Below are 21,918 nucleotides of genomic sequence, written 5' to 3' on the forward strand. Positions count from 1 at the left end.
GGGCTGCGGCTACCCGCAGCTCACCGCGTCGTACGCCGCCTCCACGGTCGACGAGCGGTCCGCGATCGTCGCGCTGACGCTCACCGTGCCGGCGTCGAACGCCTCCTGGCGCGAGCCGAACGCCTGGTAGGCGCTCGTGCCGACGGCGACCTCGTCGAACTGGCGGCTGCCGTACGGCGTCGTCAGCTCGACGGCGGCAGGTGCCACGTCGGTGTTGAGCGCGCGCACCGCGAGGTATGCCCGTCCGGCGAGGCACCGCGCCCGTACCTCCACGTCCAGCGAGACCTCGACGGCCGTCGACGCGGTGTCCTCGGAGGCTTCCAGGATCCCGAAGCCGAGGAACTCGGCCCGGACGGTCTCCTCGCCTACGAGCTCGGTCGGCAGGGTCGCCGATGCGACGCCGTCGTCGAGGTAGACGGTCTGCGACCACTCCCCGGCGGTGAAGCGGACCTGACCTCCGGTCTGGAAGGTGTCCTCCGCCCGGACGGTAGCCGTGACCGTCGCCGGACCACCCTGACCGGGCGAGTCGACCGTGAGCTCGGTCGTCGTGGGCACGTCGCTGTTCGCGATGCCCCGGATGTCGTTCCACTCCCGCAGGGTGATGGGGATGACGGTGCCGTGGCGCGGGCGCGGCACGCCCGCGTTGGTCATCGTGATCTCCCGCGCGTCCCACGTCGGAGCCTCGATGTCCTCGCTGCACGCGGCCTGGTAGCCACCACCGTTCGTGTACCGGTCCGCCCAGAGGTAGAACTGGTCCGGGCAGGCGGTGTCGCCGGGGTTCGCCCGGAACACGATCGGACCCTCGTAGCCCTGATCCGGCGCCCAGGTGGTGCGGCCCAGCGCCGGGGCGAGAAGCTCCCAGTCCTCGATGTCGCTGTCGAGGAACTCGGTGTGCTTCTCGGAGAAGACGTCCGATCCCGCGTTGCCGGCCTCGTTCTTGGTGAAGCGGTAGTACTCCTCACCCACCTTGATCGCGGTGGTGTCGATCCGCGACAGCGGGAACGGGTCCTGCCAGACCCGCGGTTCGGAGAACGTCTGGAAGTCGCGCGTGGTGTTGTACCACATCTGGGCGTTGCCCTGACCGGTCCGGTTCACCGGGTCGTCCCACAGCGACTGGGCCCAGAAGACCGCGTAGGCGCCGATCTCCTCCACCCACAGCGACTCCGGCGCGAAGGCGTTGCCCGCGTCGTCCGGTGCGACCTTCACGTGTCGCTGCGGCGTCCAGTGCACCAGGTCGTTGGACTCGAACACCTCGATGTGCTGGGTGTCGTTGATCGCGTAGCCACCCTGGTCGTACCAGTTGAGGTCGGTGGCGATCATGTAGAAGGTGTCGCCGTCAGGCGAGCGGACGATGTGCGGATCGCGCAGACCTTGGTCTCCCAGCTGAGAGATCAGCGACGGTCGACCACCGGTCAGCCCGGTCCAGTCCAGCGCCGTGTTCCCGTTGGACGTGGCGAACATGATCTGCTCGCCGTCGGCGATGTTCTCCCCCTTGAAGTAGCCCATGAAGTAGCGCTCGTGCTCCTCCGCGCGGGGCAGCGCTCTGATCGTGATGTCGAACGATCTGGTCTGCGACTCAACACCCCGAGAGATCGTGGCCGTCAGCGTCGCCGACGCGTCGGGATGCCCGTACGGAGGGCGGGTCACCTCACCGGTCGGGGTGACGAGATCCGAGGTCGAGTCCCACGTGATCGTCGACCCGAACTCGCCCTCGGCAGGCAGGGTGATGTTGCCCCGCACGTCGTCCGCGTCGTAGAGATCCAGGTCGAGGCTGTCGCGCTCGACAGCCTCGGCGTCGTCGAACTCTGCCTCGATCGTGACGACGACCTCGCGTGTCATGACCTCCGTCCCCTTGCGCAGCGTCGCGGTCAGCGTCGCGGTAGCGTCCGCCTCGCCGAGCGCCGGTCGCGTGATCCGACCGGTCACCGGGACCTTGGGAGCGGTCGCGGGCGGGGTGTAGACGTCGACGACGGACGGGTCCGAGCTCTCCCACGTGATCTCCGACCCGGCCACGGAACCTCTCTCCGGCAGCTCGATGTCCTGCACGATCGCGCTTGCCAGGCCGAGGTCGATCGCCTGGGCGTCGGCCATGACGCCGGTCGCGTTCGTCTCCGCAGCCAGGTCGAGCACCTCGTCGACGTCCACCGCTCGGTCGTACACCCGGAAGTCGCTGATCGTGCCGCGGAACGAGTAGTCCCCCGGATTCTGCGACCGGGCGAGGAAGTTGCAGTTCGTGCCCGCGCCCGGGTTCACGGAGGGCGGTGTCGTGAGATCGCTGACCTGAGCGTGCTGCACACCGTCCACGTAGAGCGTGCCGGTCCAGGTCAGACCGCCCTCGTCGAGAGACTGGGTGTAGGTCACGTGCTGCCAGGCACCCTCGGGCAGACGCTCGCTCCGCTGGACGTCCGTCGCGCCGACGCGGACACGGAAGTGGTCTCCTGGGCGACGTGCGGCGTTGTTCGAGGCGAAGATGGAGCCCTGGAGGCCCGTGCCGGCGTCGCACCCTCCCGACGAGCTGCCGAAGCTCCACATCTGGTGGTTGCCGACGTTCGCCGGGTCGACCCACACGTCGTAGTCGACCGTCATCTCTGACATGCCGGCGGTGAGATCGTCCGGCAGATCGACGTATGCCCCGTCCAGTGCGCCCTGGTACGACTCCGGGTTGAACCTCACGCCCGCACCCGTCAGGGCCGCCTTGTCCGGGTTGACCAGGATCGCGTTGGCTGCCGGGCCCGCGCTCCCGGAGTTGGCCAGGACCGTCCCGCTGGTCTCGTCAAGGCGGAAGTGGTGCACGAGGCCGTCCGTGACGTCCGCGTGCGCCGTGGTGACACCGACCGTGCCGACACCGCACGTGGCGAGGATCGTGGCGATGCCGAGGAGTCGGACGCGCCCCGACCTTCGTTCGCTGGCTGTTGAGATCATGCGATCGCGCACTCCTTTGTGGTGGTCGTGACCTGCAGCGCGAAACGGCGCTCGAGGCAGCCGTACCTCTGACTACCTCTCGGAGCCGAGGCACCGATCTCGACGAGCCGTGCGGTCGTCGTCGACCGCAGGTGAGACCGGGCGCTCGCGTTGATCCCAGATTGTGTGCGTTAACATTTTGGGTGTCAAGGGTCACGCCGACGCCTCGACAGCACGGGCACGACGGCGTCCTCGAGCGGCGTGGCACGACGTACCGGACCGACACCAGCGCGTCGTGACGCCGACGGGAGACACGCCGCCCAGCGGTCAGAGACCCCGGAGGCGGCCGAGGTGGATGCGCGGGGCGACGGTGCAGTCGGCGTCAGAACCGTGGGGCATCAAGCCGTGAGCCTGGCGGCCACCCGCGGACCGAAGGTGGACGTCGGGTCGATCACCGGCATCGTCAGGCATCCTCGACGGTGTGGACGCCGGCTCGCGCGCCGAGCCGCGGGAGCTCGATCGCGGGGCAGCGGTCCATGACCATGTCGAGGCCGGCGCCACGGACTCGGCGCGCGGCGTCCTCGTCGATCACGTCGAGCTGGAACCAGACGGCCTTCGCGCCGATCGCGACGGCCTGGTCGGCGACGGCGCCCGCGAGCTCGGAGCGCACGAACACGTCGACGACGTCGACGGGGAACGGCACGTCCGCGAGCGTCGCGAAGCCCTGCTCGCCGTGCACGGTCTCCGCGGCCGGGTGCACCGGGACGATGCGCTTGCCGTGCTGCTGCAGCACGCGCGCCACCCCGTACGCGGCGCGCGACGCGTTGTTCGACAGGCCGACGACGGCCCAGGTCTCGGTGCCCTCGAGCACCCGACGGATGGTCTCCTGCTCGTCGGCCGGCACGGCCGCTGCGACGTCGCTCATGTCGTGCGCAACCAGGCCCCCGCCGCGGCTATTCCGCGACGAGGGCCCGGTGACCCGGTGTCAGGTCAGGTCAGGTCAGACGAGCGCGAGCACGAGGAGCGCGCTGGCCGCCGCCCCGGCGACGGTCCGCACGTGGTTCCACGCGAGCCAGCGCGGGAAGAACGTCGTCCACGCGGCGGCGAGGTCCGCGGGCCGCTCCGCCGCGGCGTCGAGACGCTCGTTGAGCGGGACGTTGCCCACGGCCGTGACGCCGAGGATCCCGACGGCGGAGACCACCGCACCCGCGAGCGCCCACCCCGCGCCGGACGTCCCGCCGACCAGGCCGACGACGGCCGCCGCCGCAGGCACGAGCACGCTCGCCGCGAGCAGGAGCATGAGCGGGGGCCGCAGCGCGTCCCGGTTGATCGCGACCATCGCGGTGCCCGCGCCGGCGGCGGGCAGGCGGCGCAACCCGCCCATGACGAACGTGGAGAACGCGAAGAGCACCCCGCCCGCGAGCCCCGTCGCGACCGCGCCCGCGACCACGAGCACCACGAAGGCGCTCACGAGGGCTGCCCGGACGTCGACGGGACCGTCGCCGACCAGGCCGCTGCCTCGCGCGCCGCGAAGTCGCGGAAGTCCCGCGGATCGCGGCCCAGCGCCTGCCGGACGCCGTCCGCGACCGGGGTCCCGCGCCCGTCGAGCACCTCGGTGAAGAGGTAGCGCATGAGGCCGACGACGTCCTCGGGAAGCCCGATCGCCCGCAGCCCCGCGACGAACTCGTCCATCGTGATCGGCACGAACCGCACGTCGCGCCCGCTCGCGGCCGCGATCTCGGCCACGGCCTCGGCGAACGTGATCGCGCGCGGCCCGGTGAGCTCGTAGACGCGGCCGGCGTGCGCGTCGTCGACGAGGGCCGCGACCGCGACCTCGGCGACGTCCTCGAGGTCGACGAACGGCTCGGCGACCCGGTCCACGGGCAGCGCGAGGACGCCGTCGAGCACGGGCTCGAGCAGGAAGCTCTCGCTGAAGTTCTGGTCGAAGAACGCGCACCGGACCACGGTGCGGGCGGGGAACGCGTCGGCGACGAGCACCTCCGCGCGCTGCGCCTCGACCTCGCCGCGACCCGAGAGCAGGACGAGCCGGCGCACGCCCGCCTCCCGGGCGAGGGCCGCGAACCGGGCGACGGTCTCCGGGGAGCCCGGGACGGCGAGGTCGGGCACGTACACCACGTACACGGCCTCAGCCCCGGTGACCGCGGGGGCCCACGTGGTCTCGTCCTCCCAGTCGAAGCGGACGGCCCCCGAGCGCGACGCGCGCCGCACGGGGACTCCGAGCGCGTCGAGGCGGTCGGCCACCCGGTGGCCGGTCTTGCCCGTGGCGCCGATGACGAGGACCGGGGCACCGTGCGAGTCGGTGGTCGGGGCGGCGGTCGGGCGCGGTGTCGTGGCGCTCATGGTGTCTCTCCTGTCGAGGTCGGTGCGCGGACGACTGCCAGTCAACCGGGCTCCGGTGAGACGTCACATGGCCCTGACGCTCGTCTCCATACGCGATCGTCTCTGTCCTCCCTCGCCGACCGCGCTCTGGTCGAGGACCCGGGACCGTGCGTACCCTGACCGGATGGACGTCGTCGCCGGGCTCCTCGACGGGCCGCGCGCCCGGGGGGCCTTCCTCCTGCGCAGCCACCTCCGCGCCCCCTGGGGCATGCGCATCGAGGACGAGGCGCCGCTGACGATCGTGCCCGTCCTGCGTGGGTCGGGCTGGGTCGGGCCGGTCGTGGGCGACGACGGCGCGGATCCGGGCGAGCACGTCGGGGCCGGGGACGTCGTCCTCCTGCGCGGCCCCGACCACTACGTCGTGGCCGACGCGCCGACGACCCGGCCCCAGGTGGTCGTCGGGCCCGAGTCCGACATGTGCCGCGCGGTCGACGGCGGGCCCTCCCCCATGACCGTGCTCGGCGTGCGGTCGTGGGGCAACGACCCGGGCGGCGAGACCGTGATCATCACGGGCACCTATCCTCTCGACGGCGAGGTGGGCCGCCGGGTCCTGCGCGTGCTGCCGCAGCGCGTGGTGCTGCGCAGCGGCGACGTGGACGGCACGCTCGTCGAGATGCTCGCGCGCGAGGTCGTGCAGGACCTGCCCGGGCAGGAGGCCGTGCTCGACCGTCTGCTCGACCTGCTCCTCATCTCCTGCCTGCGCACCTGGCTCTCGCGCGACGACGCACCCGGCTGGTACCGCGCCGACGCGGACCCGGTGGTCGGCGCAGCGCTGCGTCTCATCCACCACGACCCGGCCCGCGCCTGGACCGTCGACTCCCTCGCGCGGGAGGTCGGGCTCTCGCGCGCGGCGTTCTCGCGCCGCTTCACCGCGCTCGTCGGTGAGCCGCCGATGAGCTACCTCACGGGTTGGCGCCTCGACCTCGCCGCGGACCTCCTGCTGGAGCCCGACGCCACGCTCACGTCCGTCGCGCGCACCGTCGGGTACGCGTCGCCGTTCGCGCTGAGCGCAGCCTTCAAGCGCGTGCGCGGCGTGAGCCCGGCCGTGCACCGGGCCCGCGCCGGCGCCGCCTGAGGCGGCTCAGCGCGGCACCGGCACGAGAGCGACGTCCCGGAGCACGCCGTCGTCGACGACGGCGGTGAGGACCGTGCCGACCGGCTGACGGCGACGGTCCGTCGGCGACCCGGGGTTGAGCAGGCGCAGCCCGCCCGGCGAGGTCGTGTCCCACGGGATGTGGCTGTGCCCGAACACGAGGAGGTCCGCGTCGGGGAACGCGGCGTCGGCACGACGCTCGCGTCCCTGCTTCGCCCCCGTCTCGTGCACGACGGCGAGCCGCAGCCCGTCGACCGTCGCGCGCGCGACCTCGGGCAGGCGCGCGTGCAGCTCGGGGCCGTCGTTGTTCCCCGCGACCCCGACCAGCCGGGTCGCCCGCGCCTCCAGGGCGTCCAGCAGGTCGACGCCGACCCAGTCGCCCGCGTGCACGACGACGTCGGCGTCGTCGACGGCGCGCCACACCTGGTCCGGGAGCACCCGCGCCCGCACGGGGACGTGGGTGTCGCTCAGCAGGAGCAGTCGCGTCGGCACGGACCTCACGATAGGTCGCGCGGGCGGGCCGCGCCGGGCCACGATGGGGCATGCCGATCCCTCGCTGGGTGACCCGCAGCAACAAGCGCTTCCTCAACCCCGTGATGCTCCGCGTCGCGACGGGCGTCGGGCCGATGGCGGTGGTCCGGCACGTCGGCCGCCGCAGCGGCCGCGTCTACCGCACGCCGGTCTTCGCGTTCGCGTACCGCGACGCGCCGACCGGGCCGGTCCGCGTCGTCCTCGCCCTCACGTACGGGCCCGACGTCGACTGGGTGCGCAACGTCGACGCCGCGGGCGCGTTCGTGCTGGAGCGCCGGGGCGAGGAGTTCCGCGTCGAGGACCTGCGACGCGTCACGGGCGAGGACGGGCTGCGGCTGCTGCCCGGCTGGACGAGCGCCGTGCTGCGCCGCACGGGGGTGGACGAGTTCCGGACCGGACGCCTGCGCCGCGCGCTGCCATGATGGGGGCATGACCGACCAGCTCTGGATCACCGGCGACCCCGACGCGGACGCGCTCCTCAGCGACGACGCGTTCGCGCTGCTCGTCGGCATGCTCCTCGACCAGCAGTACCCCATGGAGCACGCGTTCGCGGGACCGCGCAAGATCCGCGACCGCCTCGGCTCCATCGACCCGCGCGCCGTGGCGGAGGCGGACCCCGACGCGTTCGTCACGCTCGCGACGACGCCGCCGGCCATCCACCGGTACGGGCGCTCGATGGCGGCCCGGGTGCAGGACCTGGCGCGCGTCGTCGTCGACGAGTACGACGGCGACGCGACCCGGATCTGGACGGCCCCGGGCGCGGACGGCGCGCCCACGGGGCGGGAGGTGCTCGCCCGGCTGCGCGCGCTGCCCGGGTTCGGCGACCAGAAGGCCCGGATCTTCCTCGCGCTGCTCGGCAAGCAGCGCGGCGTGCAGCCCGCGGGGTGGCGCGAGGCGGCGGGCCACTACGGGGACGAGGGGTCGCGCCGGTCGATCGCCGACGTCACGAGCCAAGAGTCGCTCGCGGAGGTCCGCACGTTCAAGAAGGCGCAGAAGGCCGCGGCGAAGGCCGCCAAGGCCTGAAGCGTCCGGGCGCGCCCGGCGGACGCGGTGGGTGCCGCACCGACCTCGGCCGCTATCGTCGGCGCGTGACCAAGACGACGCCGCGCGCCCCGGCGCTGCCTCCCTCTACCCGCACGCTCCTGGCACTCGCCGCGGGCGTGGTGGTGCTCGCGGGCGTCCACACGGCCCGGGAGGTGCTCGCGCCGATCCTCCTCGCGGCGGTGATCGTCATCATCTGCCACCCCGTGCGGTTCCCGCTCGAGCGCCGGGGCTGGCCCCGCTGGGCCGCGACGACGGCGGTCGTGGTGGTCGCCTACCTCATCCTCGCCGTGCTCGTCGCGATGCTCGTGTTCGCGGGCTTCCGCTTCGCCGACCTGGTGCGCGAGTACCTGCCGGCGCTGGTGCGCTCGGTCGAGGACGTCGTCGACCAGCTCTCGGCCGTGGGGATCGACACCGACGTCGCGGAGGCGGCGACCTCGTGGCTCGACCCGGGCCGCGTGGTCAGCCTCGCCGGGAACGTGTCGGGCATGGCGCTGAGCATCGCGACGGCCTTCTTCTTCGTGCTCGCGTACGCGATCTTCATGGCGGCGGACGCCGCACGGTACTCGACCGCGACCACGGTCTTCGGCACCGAGCGCGCCGCGACGATCGACCGCGCGTCCCGGTTCAGCGGCGGGGTGCGTCGCTACTTCGTGGTCAACGCGTCGTTCGGCGCGGTGGTGGCGGTCGTCGACGGCGTCGCGCTGTGGCTGCTCTCGGTCCCCGCGCCGACGGTGTGGGCGATCCTCGCCTTCGTCACGAACTTCATCCCGAACATCGGCTTCGTGCTCGGCCTCGTCCCGCCCGCGATCATGGCGTTCGTCGTCGGGGGGTGGCAGCTCTCGCTCGCCGTCGTCGCGGTCTACTGCGTCGTGAACGTCGTGCTCCAGGTGCTCGTCCAGCCCAAGTTCGTGGCGGACGCCGTGAACCTCAGCCTGACCCTCAGCTTCGTCTCGGTCGTGTTCTGGACGTTCGTCATCGGGCCGCTCGGGGCGATCCTCGCGATCCCGCTCACGCTGCTCGTGCGCGCGCTCGTGCTCGAGCCCGACCCCGGCTCGGGCTGGCTGCGCTGGCTCTCCGGCGACGACGTGCTCCCGTCCGGGACGACGCACGGCCTCACCTCGGACGCCGCACCGGTGGGGACGGCGGACCCTGCCGCACCGGACGGTGAGACGGCCGACGAGCCGGTGCCCGGGCCAGAGCCTCAGGTAGAGCCTGAGAGTTCGGTGGCCGGCGACACTGCCACCCCGGAGCGGGCTTAGCACGCGCACACCCTGGTGCACCGGTGCCGGCGGTCCTTAGGCTGGCAGACGGCGGGTGTCCGCCCGTCACCGGTACGGGGGAGGAACCATGGCGCACGGAGACATCACGCACATCGACATCCCGGTGAGCGACAGCGACAGGGCCACGCAGTTCTACGGCGAGCTGTTCGGCTGGCAGATCGCCGAGGCCCCCGGCTTCGAGGGCTATCCGATGTGGCAGGCACCGAACAAGATCAGCGGCGGCGGCCTCGCGCCGCGGTCCGAGGGGTTCACGACCCCGCGCAGCTACGTCGAGGTCGACTCCATCGAGGACACGCTCGCGAAGGTGCGCGACCTCGGCGGGCGCGTGGTCCTGGAGAAGTCCGAGATCAGCCCGACGTCCTGGTGGGCGGCGTTCGAGGACGCCGACGGGAACCAGATCGGCCTCTACGAGGGCACGACGGACGCCGGCTGACCGCCCGGGTGCGCGCGCCCGGGCGGTCGTCACGGTCAGAGCGACAGCACGCGACCGTCCGGGTCGTCGGACCGGCGCGGCCGGAGCGTGGGCGGGGGCGGCCACGGGAGGTCGTAGCGCTGGACGGGGACGTCGATCGCGCCGAAGTCGTCGGTCTGCACGACCACGCCGTCAGGCGTGACCTCCACGAGCCGGACGCGCAGGGGCGGCGCGTCCTCCTGCTCGAGCATCCAGACGTCGGCCAACCACGCGAGGCTGACCTGGTCGAGCGCCTCCTCGGCCTCCAGCCAGTCCACCGGTCCGGTCAGCTCGCGCCCGAGGAGCGAGACGGCGACCCAGGCGTCACCATCGGGACGGATCCAGCCCACGTGCTCGCGGTCGTCGGGGCGGCGGTGCGGGATCCACTCGGCGGGCAGCATCCGGGCAGGCTAGCCGCCCGCCGCCCCGTGAGCCAGGGGATTGTCGACCCACCACGCGCGCCCGCTCAGTCGACGGGGACCTGCTCGTCGCCCGACCCCTCGCGGAAGCCCTCGCCGAACCCGTCACGGTAACCGCGGTCGTAGGCCTCGGCGCTCCCCTCCCGGAAGAGGTCGTCGACCGACGGACGGACGAGCACGCGCGCCCCCGGGCCGTCGTCGTCACCCACGTACCGGCCAAGACCGCGCACGACGGCGACGGGACGGCCCGCCGTCTTGCCGCGCACGAGCTCGCTCGCGGAGGCCACCTCGTCGACGACGGCGGTGACCGTCACGGACATGGGGCGCCCGTGCGCGTCCACGCCGCCGCGCAGGTCCTCCGCGGCGACGATGCCCGCCGCGCCGATCGCGATGTCGACCAGCCCGTCGCGCCACGCTCGGCCAGCGGTGTCCGTCACGACGACGCCGAGGCGGGCGAGGCCGAACCGCTCGCGCAGCGCGGCGCGCAGCGACCGGGCCGAGGCGTCCGGGTCGAGCGGGAGCAGCAGCACCGTCCCCTCGGGAGTGTTGGAGGCGTCGACCCCGGCTGCGGCCATGACGAGGCCCAGGTGGTTCTCGACGATGCGCAGCGGAGGCTGACCCGGGCGCTCGCGCGTCGCGACGACGCGCACCGTCTCGTCCGTGATCGCCTGCTCGCGGTCGGCGGCGGCGACGACGCGGCCCTCCGCCTTGGACACGACCTTGCTCGTCACCACGACGACGTCGCCCTCGGCGAGCGCGTCGCCCGGCGCCGCACCGGCGAGCAGGTCGCCCACCAGCGCCGCGAGGTCGTCGCCCGGGCGCACCTCGCCCAGGCCCGACGGCGCCCACACGGCGAGGCGCGCCGGCTCCCCCGGGCGCGCGACGCCGTCGGGCACGCCCGCGCCCCCGGAGGTCATCGCGCCAGCTTCGGCAGGACCTCGCGGCCGAAGACCTCGATCCACTCCCGCTGGTTGCGGCCCACGTTGTGGAGGTAGATCCGGTCGAAGCCGAGGTCGACGAACTTCTGGATGTACGCGCGGTGCTCGTCGGGGTCGGCCGAGATCACCATGCGGCCCTCGAAGTCCTCGGGGCGCACGAGCTTGGCCATCTGCTCGAAGTCGTGCGGTGAGCGGATGTCGGCCTTGGGGAACTTCATCCCGCCGTTGGGCCACTCGGTCATCGCGTTCGCGAGCGCCTGCTCGTCGGTCGCGGCCCAGGACAGGTGGAGCTGGAGCACCTTGGGCATCGCCTGCGGCTCGCGGCCGGACTCGCGGACGCCGTCGTCGAACTTGCCGAACAGCATCGAGATCTTCTCCAGCGGTGCGCCGACCGTGATGAGGCCGTCCGCGTGCCGACCGGCGCGCTTGGCCGTCACGGGTCCCGCCGTCGCGACGAGGATCTCGGGCGCGACCTCGGGCATGGTCCACAGGCGCGTGGACTCCATCTTGTAGAACTGCCCGGAGTGCTTGACGTCCTTGTTGTCCAGCCCCGACTGGAACAGCTTCTTGATGACGTCGATCGCCTCGAACATGCGGTTGATGCGCTCGGGCGCCTCGGGCCAGTAGCCCGCGACGACGTGCTCGTTGAGCGCCTCGCCCGAGCCCAGGCCGAGCCAGTGCCGGCCGGGGTACATCGCGGCGAGCGTCGCCGAGGCCTGCGCGACCATCGCGGGGTGCCAGCGGAACGTCGGCGCGGTGACGCCCGGCCCGAGGTCGCCCGTCGTGCGCTCGCCGAGCGCGGTGAGCACGTTCCACACGAAGGAGGACTCGCCCTGCGCCGGGACCCACGGCTGGAAGTGGTCGGCCGCCATGGTGCCGGAGAAGCCGTGCTCCTCCGCGTAGGCCGAGAGCGCGACGGCCTCGGTCGGGTGGAACTGCTCCAGCATGGCGGCGTAGCCGATCGTCAGACCCATGCTCCGACCCTAGTACGCGCCGGGCGACGACTCGCCCGAGCGGGCCGGGACCGCCTGTCGCGACGGCCCCGGCCCGGCGCCGCGTCAGACGTAGACCGGTGTCAGCGCCGCGTACTCCTCGACGGAGCCGTTGCGCAGGCAGACCTCGATGATCTGCCGCCCCAGCGGGTCGAGGTCGTCGGAGAGGAACTGCCGGAGCTCGCTGGCGAAGAAGTCGGTGATGATCCGCGCTCCGGCGTCGTAGGCCTCGAGGCCGACCTGGGACTGGAGCTCCGGGCGCAGGAACGTGGGCCGCACGAGCTGGCCGTCGATCTTCATCTCGGTGAGCGTGTACCCGAACAGCGGGCAGCGGGCCGGGGTGAGCTCCTCGGGGCGCAGGCGCCCACCCCCGCGCCGCGCGAGGTACTCGCGGGTCAGCCACTCGGCGGCGAAGTCGACCTTGTACGCGCCGATGTGCTGGTTGGGCGTCAGGACGTACCGGGTCCGGTCCGTCTCCACGAGCTGGCGCAGCAGGAGGTTCGCCGCCGCGACCTTGGTCCCGGTCGCGAAGGGCCAGTACGACCCGACTCCCTCCGCGACCATGCCGCCGTGCGCCAGGGCCGCCGTCGCCGACCGCGACTCGCCGATCGAGGGGTTCTTGTCGCCACGCGGCGCGACGAGCCGCCAGATCCACGCGAGCGAGGCGGGGATCACGTGGGTCATGCCCATGATCCCGTAGGTCGGGTGGTCCCGGGTGCAGGCCGGCATGCGGGCGCCGAAGGTCCGGACGTCGACCTCGGCCGGCCCCGCGACGTCCGTGAGCAGGTGGCGGGGCACGACGACCCGCGGGTTGGGGCACCGCCGGCCGTCGGAGTCGAGCGAGTGCTCCCAGGGCAGCACGGTGGCGTCGGGGACGCCGTCGATGTTGAAGAAGACGAGCGGGACGTCGGGATGGATGCACGCGCGCTCCAGGTGGGCGTCCTGCCCGTAGCCCGTGAGGTTGTCCACCCGCACGAACCAGCCCTCCTCCGCGTCGGTCACGACGAGGCGGCCGTCGCCCGTCTGGAGCCCGGCGTGGCACAGGGTCATGTCGTCGGTGACCGGGTCGAGCGCGCTCGTCTCCCCGAGCGTGATGACGTACGGCTCGTCGGTCACGACGTTCGTGCCGAGCAGGATCCGGCCGTCCTCCTGACGCCGGATCTCCTGGCACATCTCGGACTTGCCGCCGCCCGACGCGCCCTCGTGCATGACGACGGTCTCGTTCTCGTACGGCGTGGTGACCCGGACCGACGACGCGTGCGCGGTGACCCAGCCCTCGCGCTCGCCCACGTCGAGCAGGACCGAGAACACGCCCTTCTTCGCGCTCGGTCCGGGGTAGAGGTTGTAGGCGAACACCTCGTGCAGCGTCTCGGAGCGGTCGTGCACGACGACCTGGCGCCCGTCGAAGCGGGTGTGGCGGAACGGCGGGGCGACGTAGAGGATCGAGCGCGGCTCGAACGGCCCGAGCTCGTCGAACGTGACCCACCCCTGGAGGTCGACGAGCGCGAGCGCGAAGAACGCCGCGTTGACGGGGCAGACGGCGAGCGAGGGGTAGCCGTGGGTCCGCCCGCCGGCGCGGAACGGCACGACGACGAGCTCCTGGGTCCCGAGCCACGCGAGCGTCTCGTCCTTGACCGGGCCGAACCCGGTCCCGAAGACGTCGCGGTAGCGCGGCTTGTCGGTGGGCAGGTCGTCGGCGATGCGCATGCAGTCCGGGTCGCGCCGGCGCATGTAGTCCTCGGGGTAGTTCACGGCGATCCCGTTCCGGCACCGCACCACCTCGGCCTCGGGCACGAGCGTGCCGTCGGCGTCGTACTCGACGACGAACCGCGGACCGCCGTCGGGCCCGAGCGCGAGGCGGTACAGCTCGTCGCGCGAGGACGGCACGACGACGCCCGGGCACGCCGCGAGCGCCGCGTCGAGGTCGTGCGGGAGGACGACGCCGGGTGGCAGCGCCCCGGTCGTGCGCGCGCTGTCGGTGGTCGTGAGGGTCATGGCTGCTCCCAGGTGGTCGGCGCGAGGATCAGATCGAGGTGCGCCCACGAGCACCCGTACCTTTGCGTGCAGGTTACGAGTCGATGACCAATCACCCCCAGGGACTTTGGACCCGTGATGACACGGGCCCGTCACGGACACGTCCGCTCGCCGTCCGGGACGACGGCCGGACCGCCCCTACCCGACGACCGTTAGCCTCTCGTGGTGAGCACCGTTCCCCCGGCTCCCGCACCCCTCGACTCGCGAGACCTCGTCGAGCCCCTCGACCGTGCTGCGGCGCGCGCGCACCACCGCTCCCTGCGGCAGCACGCCAGGGACGCACGGACGCGTCCCTCGACGCCGGTCGCCCTCCAGGTGCTCGGTCTCGTGCTGCGCGGCGTGCTCGTCGCGTTCCTGGTGGCCGTCGCCGCGCTGTGCGTCACCGTGGTCTACGGCTTCCTCGCCTTCGGTCTGACGGCCCTCGGCGCCGGGCGCCCGCTCGTCGTCCTGGCGCTGGCAGCCGTCACGGCCCTCGGCGTCCTGCTCGTCGTGCGCGGGGCGCGCCGTTCGTCGCAGGAGGGTCGGGAGCTGGCGTACCGGCTGAGCCGGTTCGCCGCGGCGAACGGCTTCGACGTCGTGCCGCGGGTCGAGGAACCCGAGCTGCCCAGCGGGGCGTTCCGCCTGGGCGTCCTCCGCGTCGCCCGGAACGTGGTCCGCACCCGCGGTCGCCGTCCCGTCGAGGTCGCGACCTACACCTACAGCGCCGGCTACCGCAACGGTGAGCCCTTCGCGTTCACCTATGCGACGGTCGCGCTCGACCGCACCCTGCCGCGCGTCGTCGTGGAGACGATGCCCGCCCGGGGGGTCCGGGGTGCCCGGGCTCCGCGGGGCGTCGAGCGCGTGTGGGAGCTACCGGTCGACGGCCCGTTCGGTGAGCGCCACCGCGCCTACGGACCCGTGCGGTCCGCGACCGGCACCGCGCGTGCCGTCTTCACCCCGGAGATCGTCGAGATGCTCGTGCGCGGTCCCCTCCCGCTCGCGGCCGAGGTCTCCGGGGACCGGCTCTTCCTGTTCAGCGAGCACGCGCTCGACCTGCTCGACCCGGCGGTCTGGGAACGCCTCCTGGGGACGGCCACCGACCTGGCCGCGCGGCTGTCCCGCACGGACGGGCCCGGCGGCCCGGGCGCCGCGGCCGGCACCCGGTGACGGCGGCCGGGACGCGAGACGCCGTCGGGAGCGGCCCCGAGATCTGGGAGAATGGGCGACCATGAGCGACTTCCCGACGAACGCGCCGACGGGCGCGGCCGATGCCACTGCAGCAACGACCTCCTCCGCCGGCCGCGTAGCCGGCGACGTCGTCCGCGCGGTGGTCGCGGGAGTACCCGACCGGGTGAGCCTCGACGGGCTCGAGGAGACGTACGACGCGCGCTGGGCCCAGCAGGGGACGTACGCGTTCGACCGCTCCAGGACCCGCGAGCAGGTCTTCTCCATCGACACCCCGCCGCCGACGGTCTCGGGGTCCCTGCACGTGGGCCACGTGTTCTCCTACACGCACACCGACGTCGTCGCGCGGTTCCAGCGCATGCGCGGCCTCGAGGTGTTCTACCCCATGGGCTGGGACGACAACGGGCTGCCCACCGAGCGCCGCGTGCAGAACTACTACGGCGTCCGCTGCGACCCGACGCTCCCCTACGTCGAGGGCTTCGAGCCCCCGCACGAGGGCGGCGAGGGCAAGTCGGTCAAGGCCGCGGACCAGGTCCCGGTGAGCCGCCGCAACTTCATCGAGCTGTGCGAGCGCCTCACGGCGGAGGACGAGAAGCAGTTCGAGGCGCTGTGGCGCCGGCTCGGGCTCTCGGTCGACTGGGCGCAGCACTACCAGACGATCGACGCGCGGTCGCGCACCGCCGCGCAGCGCGCGTTCCTGCGCAACCTCGGCCGCGGAGAGGCGTACCAGGCCGAGGCGCCGGGGCTGTGGGACGTGACGTTCCAGACGGCGGTCGCGCAGGCCGAGCTCGAGGCGCGCGACTACCCCGGGCACTTCCACAAGGTCGCGTTCCACCGCGTCGCGCCGGGCACGCCCGACGACGGCGCGCCCGTCTACATCGAGACGACGCGCCCCGAGCTGCTCGCCGCGTGCGTCGCGCTCGTCGCGCACCCGGACGACGAGCGCTACCAGCACCTGTTCGGCACGACGGTGCGCTCGCCGCTGTTCGACGTCGAGCTGCCCGTGCTCGCGCACCCCGCCGCCGAGCGCGACAAGGGCGCGGGCATCGCGATGTGCTGCACGTTCGGCGACCTCACCGACGTGCAGTGGTGGCGCGAGCTCCAGCTTCCGACGCGCTCGATCATCACGCGCGACGGCCGCATCACGCGTGAGACGCCGGACTGGATCACGTCGCACTCCGGCCAGGGCGTGTTCGCCGAGATCGAGGGCAAGACGACGTTCTCCGCGCGCCAGGTCGTCGTCGACGCGCTGCGGGACGCGGGCGACCTCGACGGCGAGCCCGTGCCGACCCAGCGCAAGGCGAACTTCTTCGAGAAGGGCGACAAGCCGCTCGAGATCGTCACCTCGCGCCAGTGGTACATCCGCAACGGCGGCCGCGACTGGACCACCGCGGACGGTACCGTCCGCGACCTGCGCGGCGAGCTGCTCGGCCGGGGCAAGGAGCTCGCGTTCCACCCCGACTTCATGCGCGTGCGCTACGAGAACTGGGTCGGCGGCCTCAACGGCGACTGGCTCATCTCGCGCCAGCGCTTCTTCGGCGTCGCGATCCCGCTCTGGTACCCGGTGCTCGAGTCGGGCGAGATCGACCACGACCACCCGATCGTCCCGTCCGAGGACGTCCTGCCCGTCGACCCGTCGTCCGACGTGCCCGCCGGGTACACCGAGGACCAGCGTGGCGTGCCGGGCGGGTTCGTGGGCGAGAACGACATCATGGACACGTGGGCGACGTCGTCGCTCACCCCGCAGATCGCCGGTGGCTGGGAGGTCGACCCCGACCTCTTCGAGCGCGTGTTCCCCATGGACCTGCGCCCGCAGGGACAGGACATCATCCGCACGTGGCTCTTCTCGACGGTCGTGCGCTCGCACCTCGAGTTCGGCTCGCTGCCCTGGAAGAACGCCGCGATCTCGGGCTGGATCCTCGACCCCGACCGCAAGAAGATGTCGAAGTCCAAGGGCAACGTCGTCACGCCGATGGGCCTGCTCGAGGAGCACGGGTCGGACGCCGTGCGGTACTGGGCCGCCTCGGCCCGCCTGGGCACCGACGCAGCGTTCGAGGTCGGCCAGATGAAGATCGGCCGCCGCCTCGCGATCAAGATCCTCAACGCGTCGAAGTTCGCGCTGTCGTTCGGCGTCGACGCCGAGAGCGGGACGGGCGAGATCGTGCTCGACCCCGCGCTCGTCACCGAGACGCTCGACCGTGCGATGCTCGCCGGCCTCGCGACCGTCGTCGAGAAGGCGACCGAGGCGTTCGAGGCGTACGACCACACGCGCGCCCTCGAGACGACCGAGACGTTCTTCTGGACGTTCTGCGACGACTACCTCGAGCTCGTCAAGGACCGCGCGTACGGCGCCGGGGCCGCGGCGTCCGACGTCTCGGCCGAGACCCGGTCCGCGCGCGTCGCGCTCGCGATCGCGCTCGACACGCTCCTGCGCCTCTTCGCGCCGTTCGTGCCGTTCGCGACCGAGGAGGTCTGGTCGTGGTGGCGCGCGTCCGAGGGCTCGATCCACCGCGCGCCGTGGCCGACCTCCGACGTCGCGCGCTCGGCGGCCGGCGACGCCGACCCGGCCGTGCTCACGGCTGCGGGCCACGCGCTCGCCGCGCTGCGCAAGATCAAGTCCGAGGCGAAGGTCTCGATGCGCACGCCGATCCTCGCGGCGCAGGTCGCCGTCCCGGCGGCGTCGCTCGCCGGGGTCGAGGCGTCGGTCGTCGACGTCCGCAACGGCGGTCGCGTCACCGGCACGCTCGACCTCGTCGCGGCGGCAGAGGGTCAGGGCGACGCCGCGGTCCAGGGCGGGATCGTCGTCGTCTCCTCCGAGCTCGGCGAGCCCGAGGCCCGCAAGAAGGCCTGACCGCCCGCCCCGGTCGTGGGCATGGAACGGGCCCGGTCCTGACCGCAGGACCGGGCCCGTTCCATGCCCACAGCAGCCGACGGGTCAGATGATCTCGCCGCGCAGCCGCGCGTCGTCACCGGACATCGTCGCCGCGACCTCGCGCGGCGTGCCCTCGTCGGCCCAGCGCAAGGTCGCGCCGACCCCCTCGATGAGCTCGACGCTGCCCTCGGGCGCGAACGTCAGCCCGGCGTCCTGGCCGATCGCGGCGCGGACGAGCGCGACCGTCGCGGGCAGCTTCTCGAGGCCCTCGGTGACCCCCAGGTCCTGGATCTCCTCCTTCGTCGCGGCGATGTGCATCGGGCTGGGCCCGATCCACAGCGAGCGGCCGTCCAGGGCGGCGTCCTGACCGTACTCGTCGGCGAGGACGAGCTCCTTCACCTGCCCACGCGCGAGGACCGCCACGACGTCCTCGACAGACGTCACGGCGCCCGACTCCCGGCCCTGCTCCTGACGGAACTCCGCGAGGACCTTCTCACGCCGCCGCTCGCGGAAGCTGTCGAGCGCGTCCGCGACGTTCGACTCGAACGCGGCCTCGTTGATGCCCGGTCCGCGGCCCCCACCCGGGACCTCGACCACGCGATCGGCGATGGCGTGGCCGAGCGCGCCCCGGACGAGGGGCACCGCGCGCACGTCACCGGTGAGGAGCACGAGCTCGGGGCGGTACTCCGCCGCCTGGCGCTCGAGCTCGGCCGCGACCGCCTCGGCGTTGCGCTCCCACGAGTCCTCCGCGCGCGACTCGATGCGCTTGTGCGACAGGCCACCGGTCCGGACCTTGTTGATGACGTCGTGGCCGCCCTCGACCGACTCGGGCTCCGCGTACGGCAGGTGTCCGCCTGCGACGGACCACGTCAGGTCCGCGCCCTGGCGGTCGACGACGACACGCACGTAGTCGACGGACTCGTCCGCCGCGCGCGCCGCCTGGAGCAGCGCGGGAACAGGTCCCCACGACCCCTTGGTGAGCGCCGGCGGGTCCTTGACGACGCGGTCGACGAGCACGCCCGTGTCGTCGGCGATCAGCACGCGCCCGTGGGTGCCGCCGACCCGCGTCGGCCGCAGCACCACCTCCTCGAGGTCGTCGAGGACGGCGTCGGGCGCGCCCTCCTGGCGCAGCGTGCGCCGCACGCCCTTCCAGCGGTTCTCGACCTCGCGGTCCCCGGCCTCGTTGGCCCGCGTGGCGTCGATGTACACCGTCGCGAAGGGGCCCGGGTGGCCGAGGAGGGGCTTGAGCCAATCGATCTTCATGCGAACACCTCTAGCGTCCGTCGGCGTGGCGGGCGGACCGCCCGGCGCAGGTCGACGCCGGGGCCCACCCTGGGACCCCTCCAGGGTCGGTCAGATCGACCCGCGTCGCCACCGCGCGTCCGAACGGCTCCCCGCGCGTCGCGGTGCGTCAGGAATAGGTGTCGAGGACGGGCGTACCCTCGCCCGACGCGGCGTGCTCCGCCGCGATCCGCTCGTGGTGGCGGATGACCTCGCGGACGATGAACTCGCGGAACTGCTCCGCGAACTCCGGGTCGAGGCCCGCCGCGCCGGCGATCCCCGTGAGACGTGCGATCTGCTGCCGGTCCCGGTCCGGGTCGGCCGGGGGCAGCCCGCCCTGCGCCTTCAGCTCCCCGACCCGGCGCGTGAACTTGAACCGCTCGGCGAGCAGGTGCATGAGCGCCGCGTCGATGTTGTCGATGCTGTCGCGCAGCGTGAGGATCTCGGCGGGGACGGCGGGCTCGCCAGGCTGGTTCGTCACCACCCGATCCTAGGCGCGCCCGGTGACCGCCGAGGAACGCGATACTCCGAGTACGGAGTAAAGTGTCACGCCGTCCCTACCTGCCGTCCCACTCAGCGGAGAGTCCCATGACGGAACACGCGTCGCCGAGCCTCGTCGAGGTCTCCCCCACGGCGACCATCAGCACCCTCCTCACCGACCGCGTCGCCCGTGGTGCCCGCGCCACGCTCGTCGAGCGCCGGACCACCGCGGACGGCCCGTGGGAGCCCGTCACCGCGCAGGAGTTCGAGGCGGACGTCGTCGCCGTCGCCCGCGGCCTCGTGGCCCGTGGCATCGAGCCCGGCGACCACGTCGCGATCATGTCCCGCACGCGCTACGAGTGGACGCTGCTCGACTTCGCGACGTGGGCGGTGGGCGCCGTCCCCGTGCCCGTCTACGAGACGTCGTCGGCCGAGCAGGTGCACTGGATCTGCTCCGACGCCGCCGTCCGCCTCGCCGTCGTGGAGACCGCCTCCCACGCCGCCGAGGTGGCGTCCGTCCGCGACCGCCTCCCCGACCTGGAGGACGTGCTCGTCGTCGAGGAAGGCGCCGTGGACGCCCTGCGCGCCGCGGGGGCCGACGTCCCCGCCGAGGAGATCGACCGCCGTCGTGCCGCCCAGCGGGTCGACGACCTCGCGACGGTCATCTACACCTCCGGCTCGACCGGGCGGCCCAAGGGCGTCGAGCTCACGCACCGGAACTTCGTCCACCTCGCGCTCAACGGCCGCGCGGGCCTCGCCGAGATCCTCGACTCCGACGGCGCCCGCACCCTCCTCTTCCTGCCGCTCGCCCACGTCTTCGCGCGCTTCATCCAGGTCGTCGTCGTCGCGTCGAACGCCGTGCTCGCGCACTCGTGGGACACCAAGAACCTCGTCGCCGACCTCGGGACGTTCCACCCGACGTTCCTGCTGGCCGTGCCGCGCGTCTTCGAGAAGGTCTACAACACCGCGGAGCAGAAGACGGGGACCGGCGCCAAGCGCAAGATCTTCCACTGGGCCGCGAAGGTCGCCATCACCTGGTCGCGCGCGCTCGACACCACGGGCGGGCCGTCGTTCGGGCTGCGCGTGCAGCACGCCGTCGCCGACCGTCTCGTCTACTCCACGCTGCGCGCCGCGATGGGCGGCCGGCTCACGTACTCCATCTCCGGCGGCGCGCCCCTCGGCGAGCGGCTCGGCCACTTCTACCGCGGAGTCGGCCTGCGCATCCTCGAGGGCTACGGCCTCACCGAGACGACCGCGCCCACGGCCGTGAACCTGCCCGGCCTCACCAAGATCGGCACCGTCGGGCCCGCGTTCCCCGGCACCTCACTGCGCATCGACGAGGACGGCGAGCTGCTCGTCCAAGGCGACCACGTCTTCCGCGGCTACCGCAACCAGCCCGAGCTCACGGCCGAGGCGCTCCAGGACGGATGGTTCCGCACCGGCGACCTCGGCGCGTTCGACGACGACGGCTACCTGCGCATCACCGGCCGCAAGAAGGAGATCATCGTCACCGCCGGCGGCAAGAACGTCGCCCCCGCCGTGCTCGAGGACCGCCTGCGCGCCCACCCGCTCGTGAGCCAGGTCGTCGTCGTGGGCGACCAGCGTCCCTTCATCGGCGCGCTCGTCACGCTCGACGCCGAGATGCTCCCGGGCTGGCTCTCGACCCACGGCCTGCCGACCATGGACGTCGACACCGCCGCGCAGGCCCCCGACGTCCTTGCCGCTCTCGACCGCGCCGTCGCGCACGCCAACGAGGCGGTCTCCCGCGCCGAGTCGATCCGCAAGATCACCGTGCTCACGACCGACTTCACCGAGCAGAACGGCTACCTCACCCCGTCCCTCAAGGTGAAGCGCGGGCTCGTCATCAAGGACTTCGCCGACACGATCGACACCCTCTACGGCGCCAAGGTGGGCGCCGACGCCTGACCGAGCCCCAGCCCCGGTCCCCCGAGGTAGAGCCCCGGTCCCCCGAGGTAGAGCCCCGGTCCCCCGAGGTAGAGCCGTGGTCGCGCGAGGTAGAGCCGTGGTCGCGCGAGGT

Annotated in this window: 19 protein-coding genes; 8 read left to right on the forward strand and 11 right to left on the reverse strand. The window is 72.9% G+C overall.

The features are described from left to right. Nucleotides 1-9 precede the first annotated feature (9 nt). From CCE02nite_RS14590 to CCE02nite_RS14605, 4 genes are all read right to left on the reverse strand, one after another. Complete coding sequence (locus CCE02nite_RS14590; protein WP_141390334.1) at nucleotides 10-2,922, reverse strand: immunoglobulin-like domain-containing protein; 2,913 nt, start codon at nucleotides 2,920-2,922, stop codon at nucleotides 10-12. 442 nt (nucleotides 2,923-3,364) lie between these two features. Then, nucleotides 3,365-3,826, reverse strand: a complete 462-nt coding sequence (locus tag CCE02nite_RS14595; RefSeq protein WP_141390335.1) for a CoA-binding protein — start codon at nucleotides 3,824-3,826, stop codon at nucleotides 3,365-3,367. A 75-nt stretch (nucleotides 3,827-3,901) separates the two neighbouring features. After that, nucleotides 3,902-4,372, reverse strand: coding sequence for an anthrone oxygenase family protein (locus tag CCE02nite_RS14600; RefSeq protein ID WP_218027123.1), 471 nt, complete (start codon nucleotides 4,370-4,372; stop codon nucleotides 3,902-3,904). Further along, the gene (locus tag CCE02nite_RS14605; protein ID WP_141390336.1) at nucleotides 4,369-5,262 is read right to left on the reverse strand and encodes a Rossmann-fold NAD(P)-binding domain-containing protein; all 894 of its coding nucleotides are present in this window, start codon (nucleotides 5,260-5,262) and stop codon (nucleotides 4,369-4,371) included. Before CCE02nite_RS14605 ends, CCE02nite_RS14600 begins: the two co-directional genes overlap by 4 nt. A 163-nt stretch (nucleotides 5,263-5,425) precedes the next feature. Between CCE02nite_RS14605 and CCE02nite_RS14610 the strand changes: the two genes are divergently transcribed. Further along, a complete protein-coding gene (locus CCE02nite_RS14610; protein WP_141390337.1) occupies nucleotides 5,426-6,376 on the forward strand; it encodes an AraC family transcriptional regulator in 951 nt (316 codons plus the stop codon). Between the two features lie 6 nt (nucleotides 6,377-6,382). Here the strand turns inward: CCE02nite_RS14610 and CCE02nite_RS14615 are convergent, their stop codons facing one another. Beyond that, entirely contained in the window at nucleotides 6,383-6,886 is a 504-nt protein-coding gene (locus tag CCE02nite_RS14615) for a metallophosphoesterase family protein (protein ID WP_141390338.1), read from the reverse strand. 50 nt (nucleotides 6,887-6,936) lie between these two features. Here CCE02nite_RS14615 and CCE02nite_RS14620 point away from each other — a divergent pair, with 50 nt between their 5' ends. The 4 genes from CCE02nite_RS14620 (at nucleotide 6,937) to CCE02nite_RS14635 (ending at nucleotide 9,682) form a co-directional block, all read left to right on the forward strand. Continuing rightward, the gene (locus tag CCE02nite_RS14620) at nucleotides 6,937-7,347 is read left to right on the forward strand and encodes a PNPOx family protein (RefSeq protein WP_141390339.1); all 411 of its coding nucleotides are present in this window, start codon (nucleotides 6,937-6,939) and stop codon (nucleotides 7,345-7,347) included. 7 nt (nucleotides 7,348-7,354) lie between these two features. Next, the gene (locus tag CCE02nite_RS14625) at nucleotides 7,355-7,948 is read left to right on the forward strand and encodes an HhH-GPD-type base excision DNA repair protein (RefSeq protein WP_141390340.1); all 594 of its coding nucleotides are present in this window, start codon (nucleotides 7,355-7,357) and stop codon (nucleotides 7,946-7,948) included. Between the two features lie 65 nt (nucleotides 7,949-8,013). Then, complete coding sequence (locus CCE02nite_RS14630) at nucleotides 8,014-9,228, forward strand: AI-2E family transporter (protein WP_141390341.1); 1,215 nt, start codon at nucleotides 8,014-8,016, stop codon at nucleotides 9,226-9,228. Nucleotides 9,229-9,316: 88 nt separating this feature from the next. Then, on the forward strand, nucleotides 9,317-9,682 hold the full coding sequence (locus CCE02nite_RS14635; protein ID WP_141390342.1) for a VOC family protein: 366 nt from the start codon (nucleotides 9,317-9,319) through the stop codon (nucleotides 9,680-9,682). 35 nt (nucleotides 9,683-9,717) lie between these two features. Here CCE02nite_RS14635 and CCE02nite_RS14640 read toward each other — a convergent pair whose 3' ends face one another. The 4 genes from CCE02nite_RS14640 to CCE02nite_RS14655 form a co-directional block, all read right to left on the reverse strand. Further along, the gene (locus tag CCE02nite_RS14640; RefSeq protein WP_141390343.1) at nucleotides 9,718-10,101 is read right to left on the reverse strand and encodes a hypothetical protein; all 384 of its coding nucleotides are present in this window, start codon (nucleotides 10,099-10,101) and stop codon (nucleotides 9,718-9,720) included. A 65-nt stretch (nucleotides 10,102-10,166) separates the two neighbouring features. Further along, a complete protein-coding gene (gene cofE / locus CCE02nite_RS14645; protein WP_141390344.1) occupies nucleotides 10,167-11,036 on the reverse strand; it encodes a coenzyme F420-0:L-glutamate ligase in 870 nt (289 codons plus the stop codon). Then, entirely contained in the window at nucleotides 11,033-12,031 is a 999-nt protein-coding gene (locus CCE02nite_RS14650) for a TIGR03557 family F420-dependent LLM class oxidoreductase (RefSeq protein WP_141390345.1), read from the reverse strand. The genes cofE and CCE02nite_RS14650 overlap by 4 nt, the downstream gene beginning before the upstream one ends. 84 nt (nucleotides 12,032-12,115) lie before the next feature. Continuing rightward, nucleotides 12,116-14,044 (reverse strand): DUF4914 family protein, encoded by a 1,929-nt coding sequence (locus CCE02nite_RS14655; RefSeq protein ID WP_141390346.1) that lies wholly within the window; start codon nucleotides 14,042-14,044, stop codon nucleotides 12,116-12,118. Between the two features lie 204 nt (nucleotides 14,045-14,248). Between CCE02nite_RS14655 and CCE02nite_RS14660 the strand changes: the two genes are divergently transcribed. Both CCE02nite_RS14660 and valS read left to right on the forward strand, forming a co-directional pair. Further along, the gene (locus CCE02nite_RS14660; RefSeq protein WP_141390347.1) at nucleotides 14,249-15,229 is read left to right on the forward strand and encodes a hypothetical protein; all 981 of its coding nucleotides are present in this window, start codon (nucleotides 14,249-14,251) and stop codon (nucleotides 15,227-15,229) included. 61 nt (nucleotides 15,230-15,290) lie between these two features. Further along, complete coding sequence (valS, locus tag CCE02nite_RS14665; RefSeq protein ID WP_141390348.1) at nucleotides 15,291-18,098, forward strand: valine--tRNA ligase; 2,808 nt, start codon at nucleotides 15,291-15,293, stop codon at nucleotides 18,096-18,098. A gap of 84 nt (nucleotides 18,099-18,182) precedes the next feature. Here valS and CCE02nite_RS14670 read toward each other — a convergent pair whose 3' ends face one another. Both CCE02nite_RS14670 and CCE02nite_RS14675 read right to left on the reverse strand, forming a co-directional pair. Then, on the reverse strand, nucleotides 18,183-19,382 hold the full coding sequence (locus tag CCE02nite_RS14670; protein WP_141390349.1) for a baeRF2 domain-containing protein: 1,200 nt from the start codon (nucleotides 19,380-19,382) through the stop codon (nucleotides 18,183-18,185). A 148-nt stretch (nucleotides 19,383-19,530) separates the two neighbouring features. After that, nucleotides 19,531-19,881 (reverse strand): chorismate mutase, encoded by a 351-nt coding sequence (locus tag CCE02nite_RS14675; RefSeq protein ID WP_218027124.1) that lies wholly within the window; start codon nucleotides 19,879-19,881, stop codon nucleotides 19,531-19,533. 107 nt (nucleotides 19,882-19,988) lie between these two features. On the opposite strand from CCE02nite_RS14675, the gene CCE02nite_RS14680 reads away from it, so the two are divergent. Further along, the gene (locus CCE02nite_RS14680) at nucleotides 19,989-21,806 is read left to right on the forward strand and encodes an AMP-dependent synthetase/ligase (RefSeq protein ID WP_141390351.1); all 1,818 of its coding nucleotides are present in this window, start codon (nucleotides 19,989-19,991) and stop codon (nucleotides 21,804-21,806) included. Nucleotides 21,807-21,918 lie beyond the last annotated feature (112 nt).

Origin of the sequence: Cellulosimicrobium cellulans (genome assembly GCF_006539945.1) — a bacterium.
GTDB classification, from domain to species: Bacteria; Actinomycetota; Actinomycetes; order Actinomycetales; family Cellulomonadaceae; genus Cellulosimicrobium; species Cellulosimicrobium cellulans.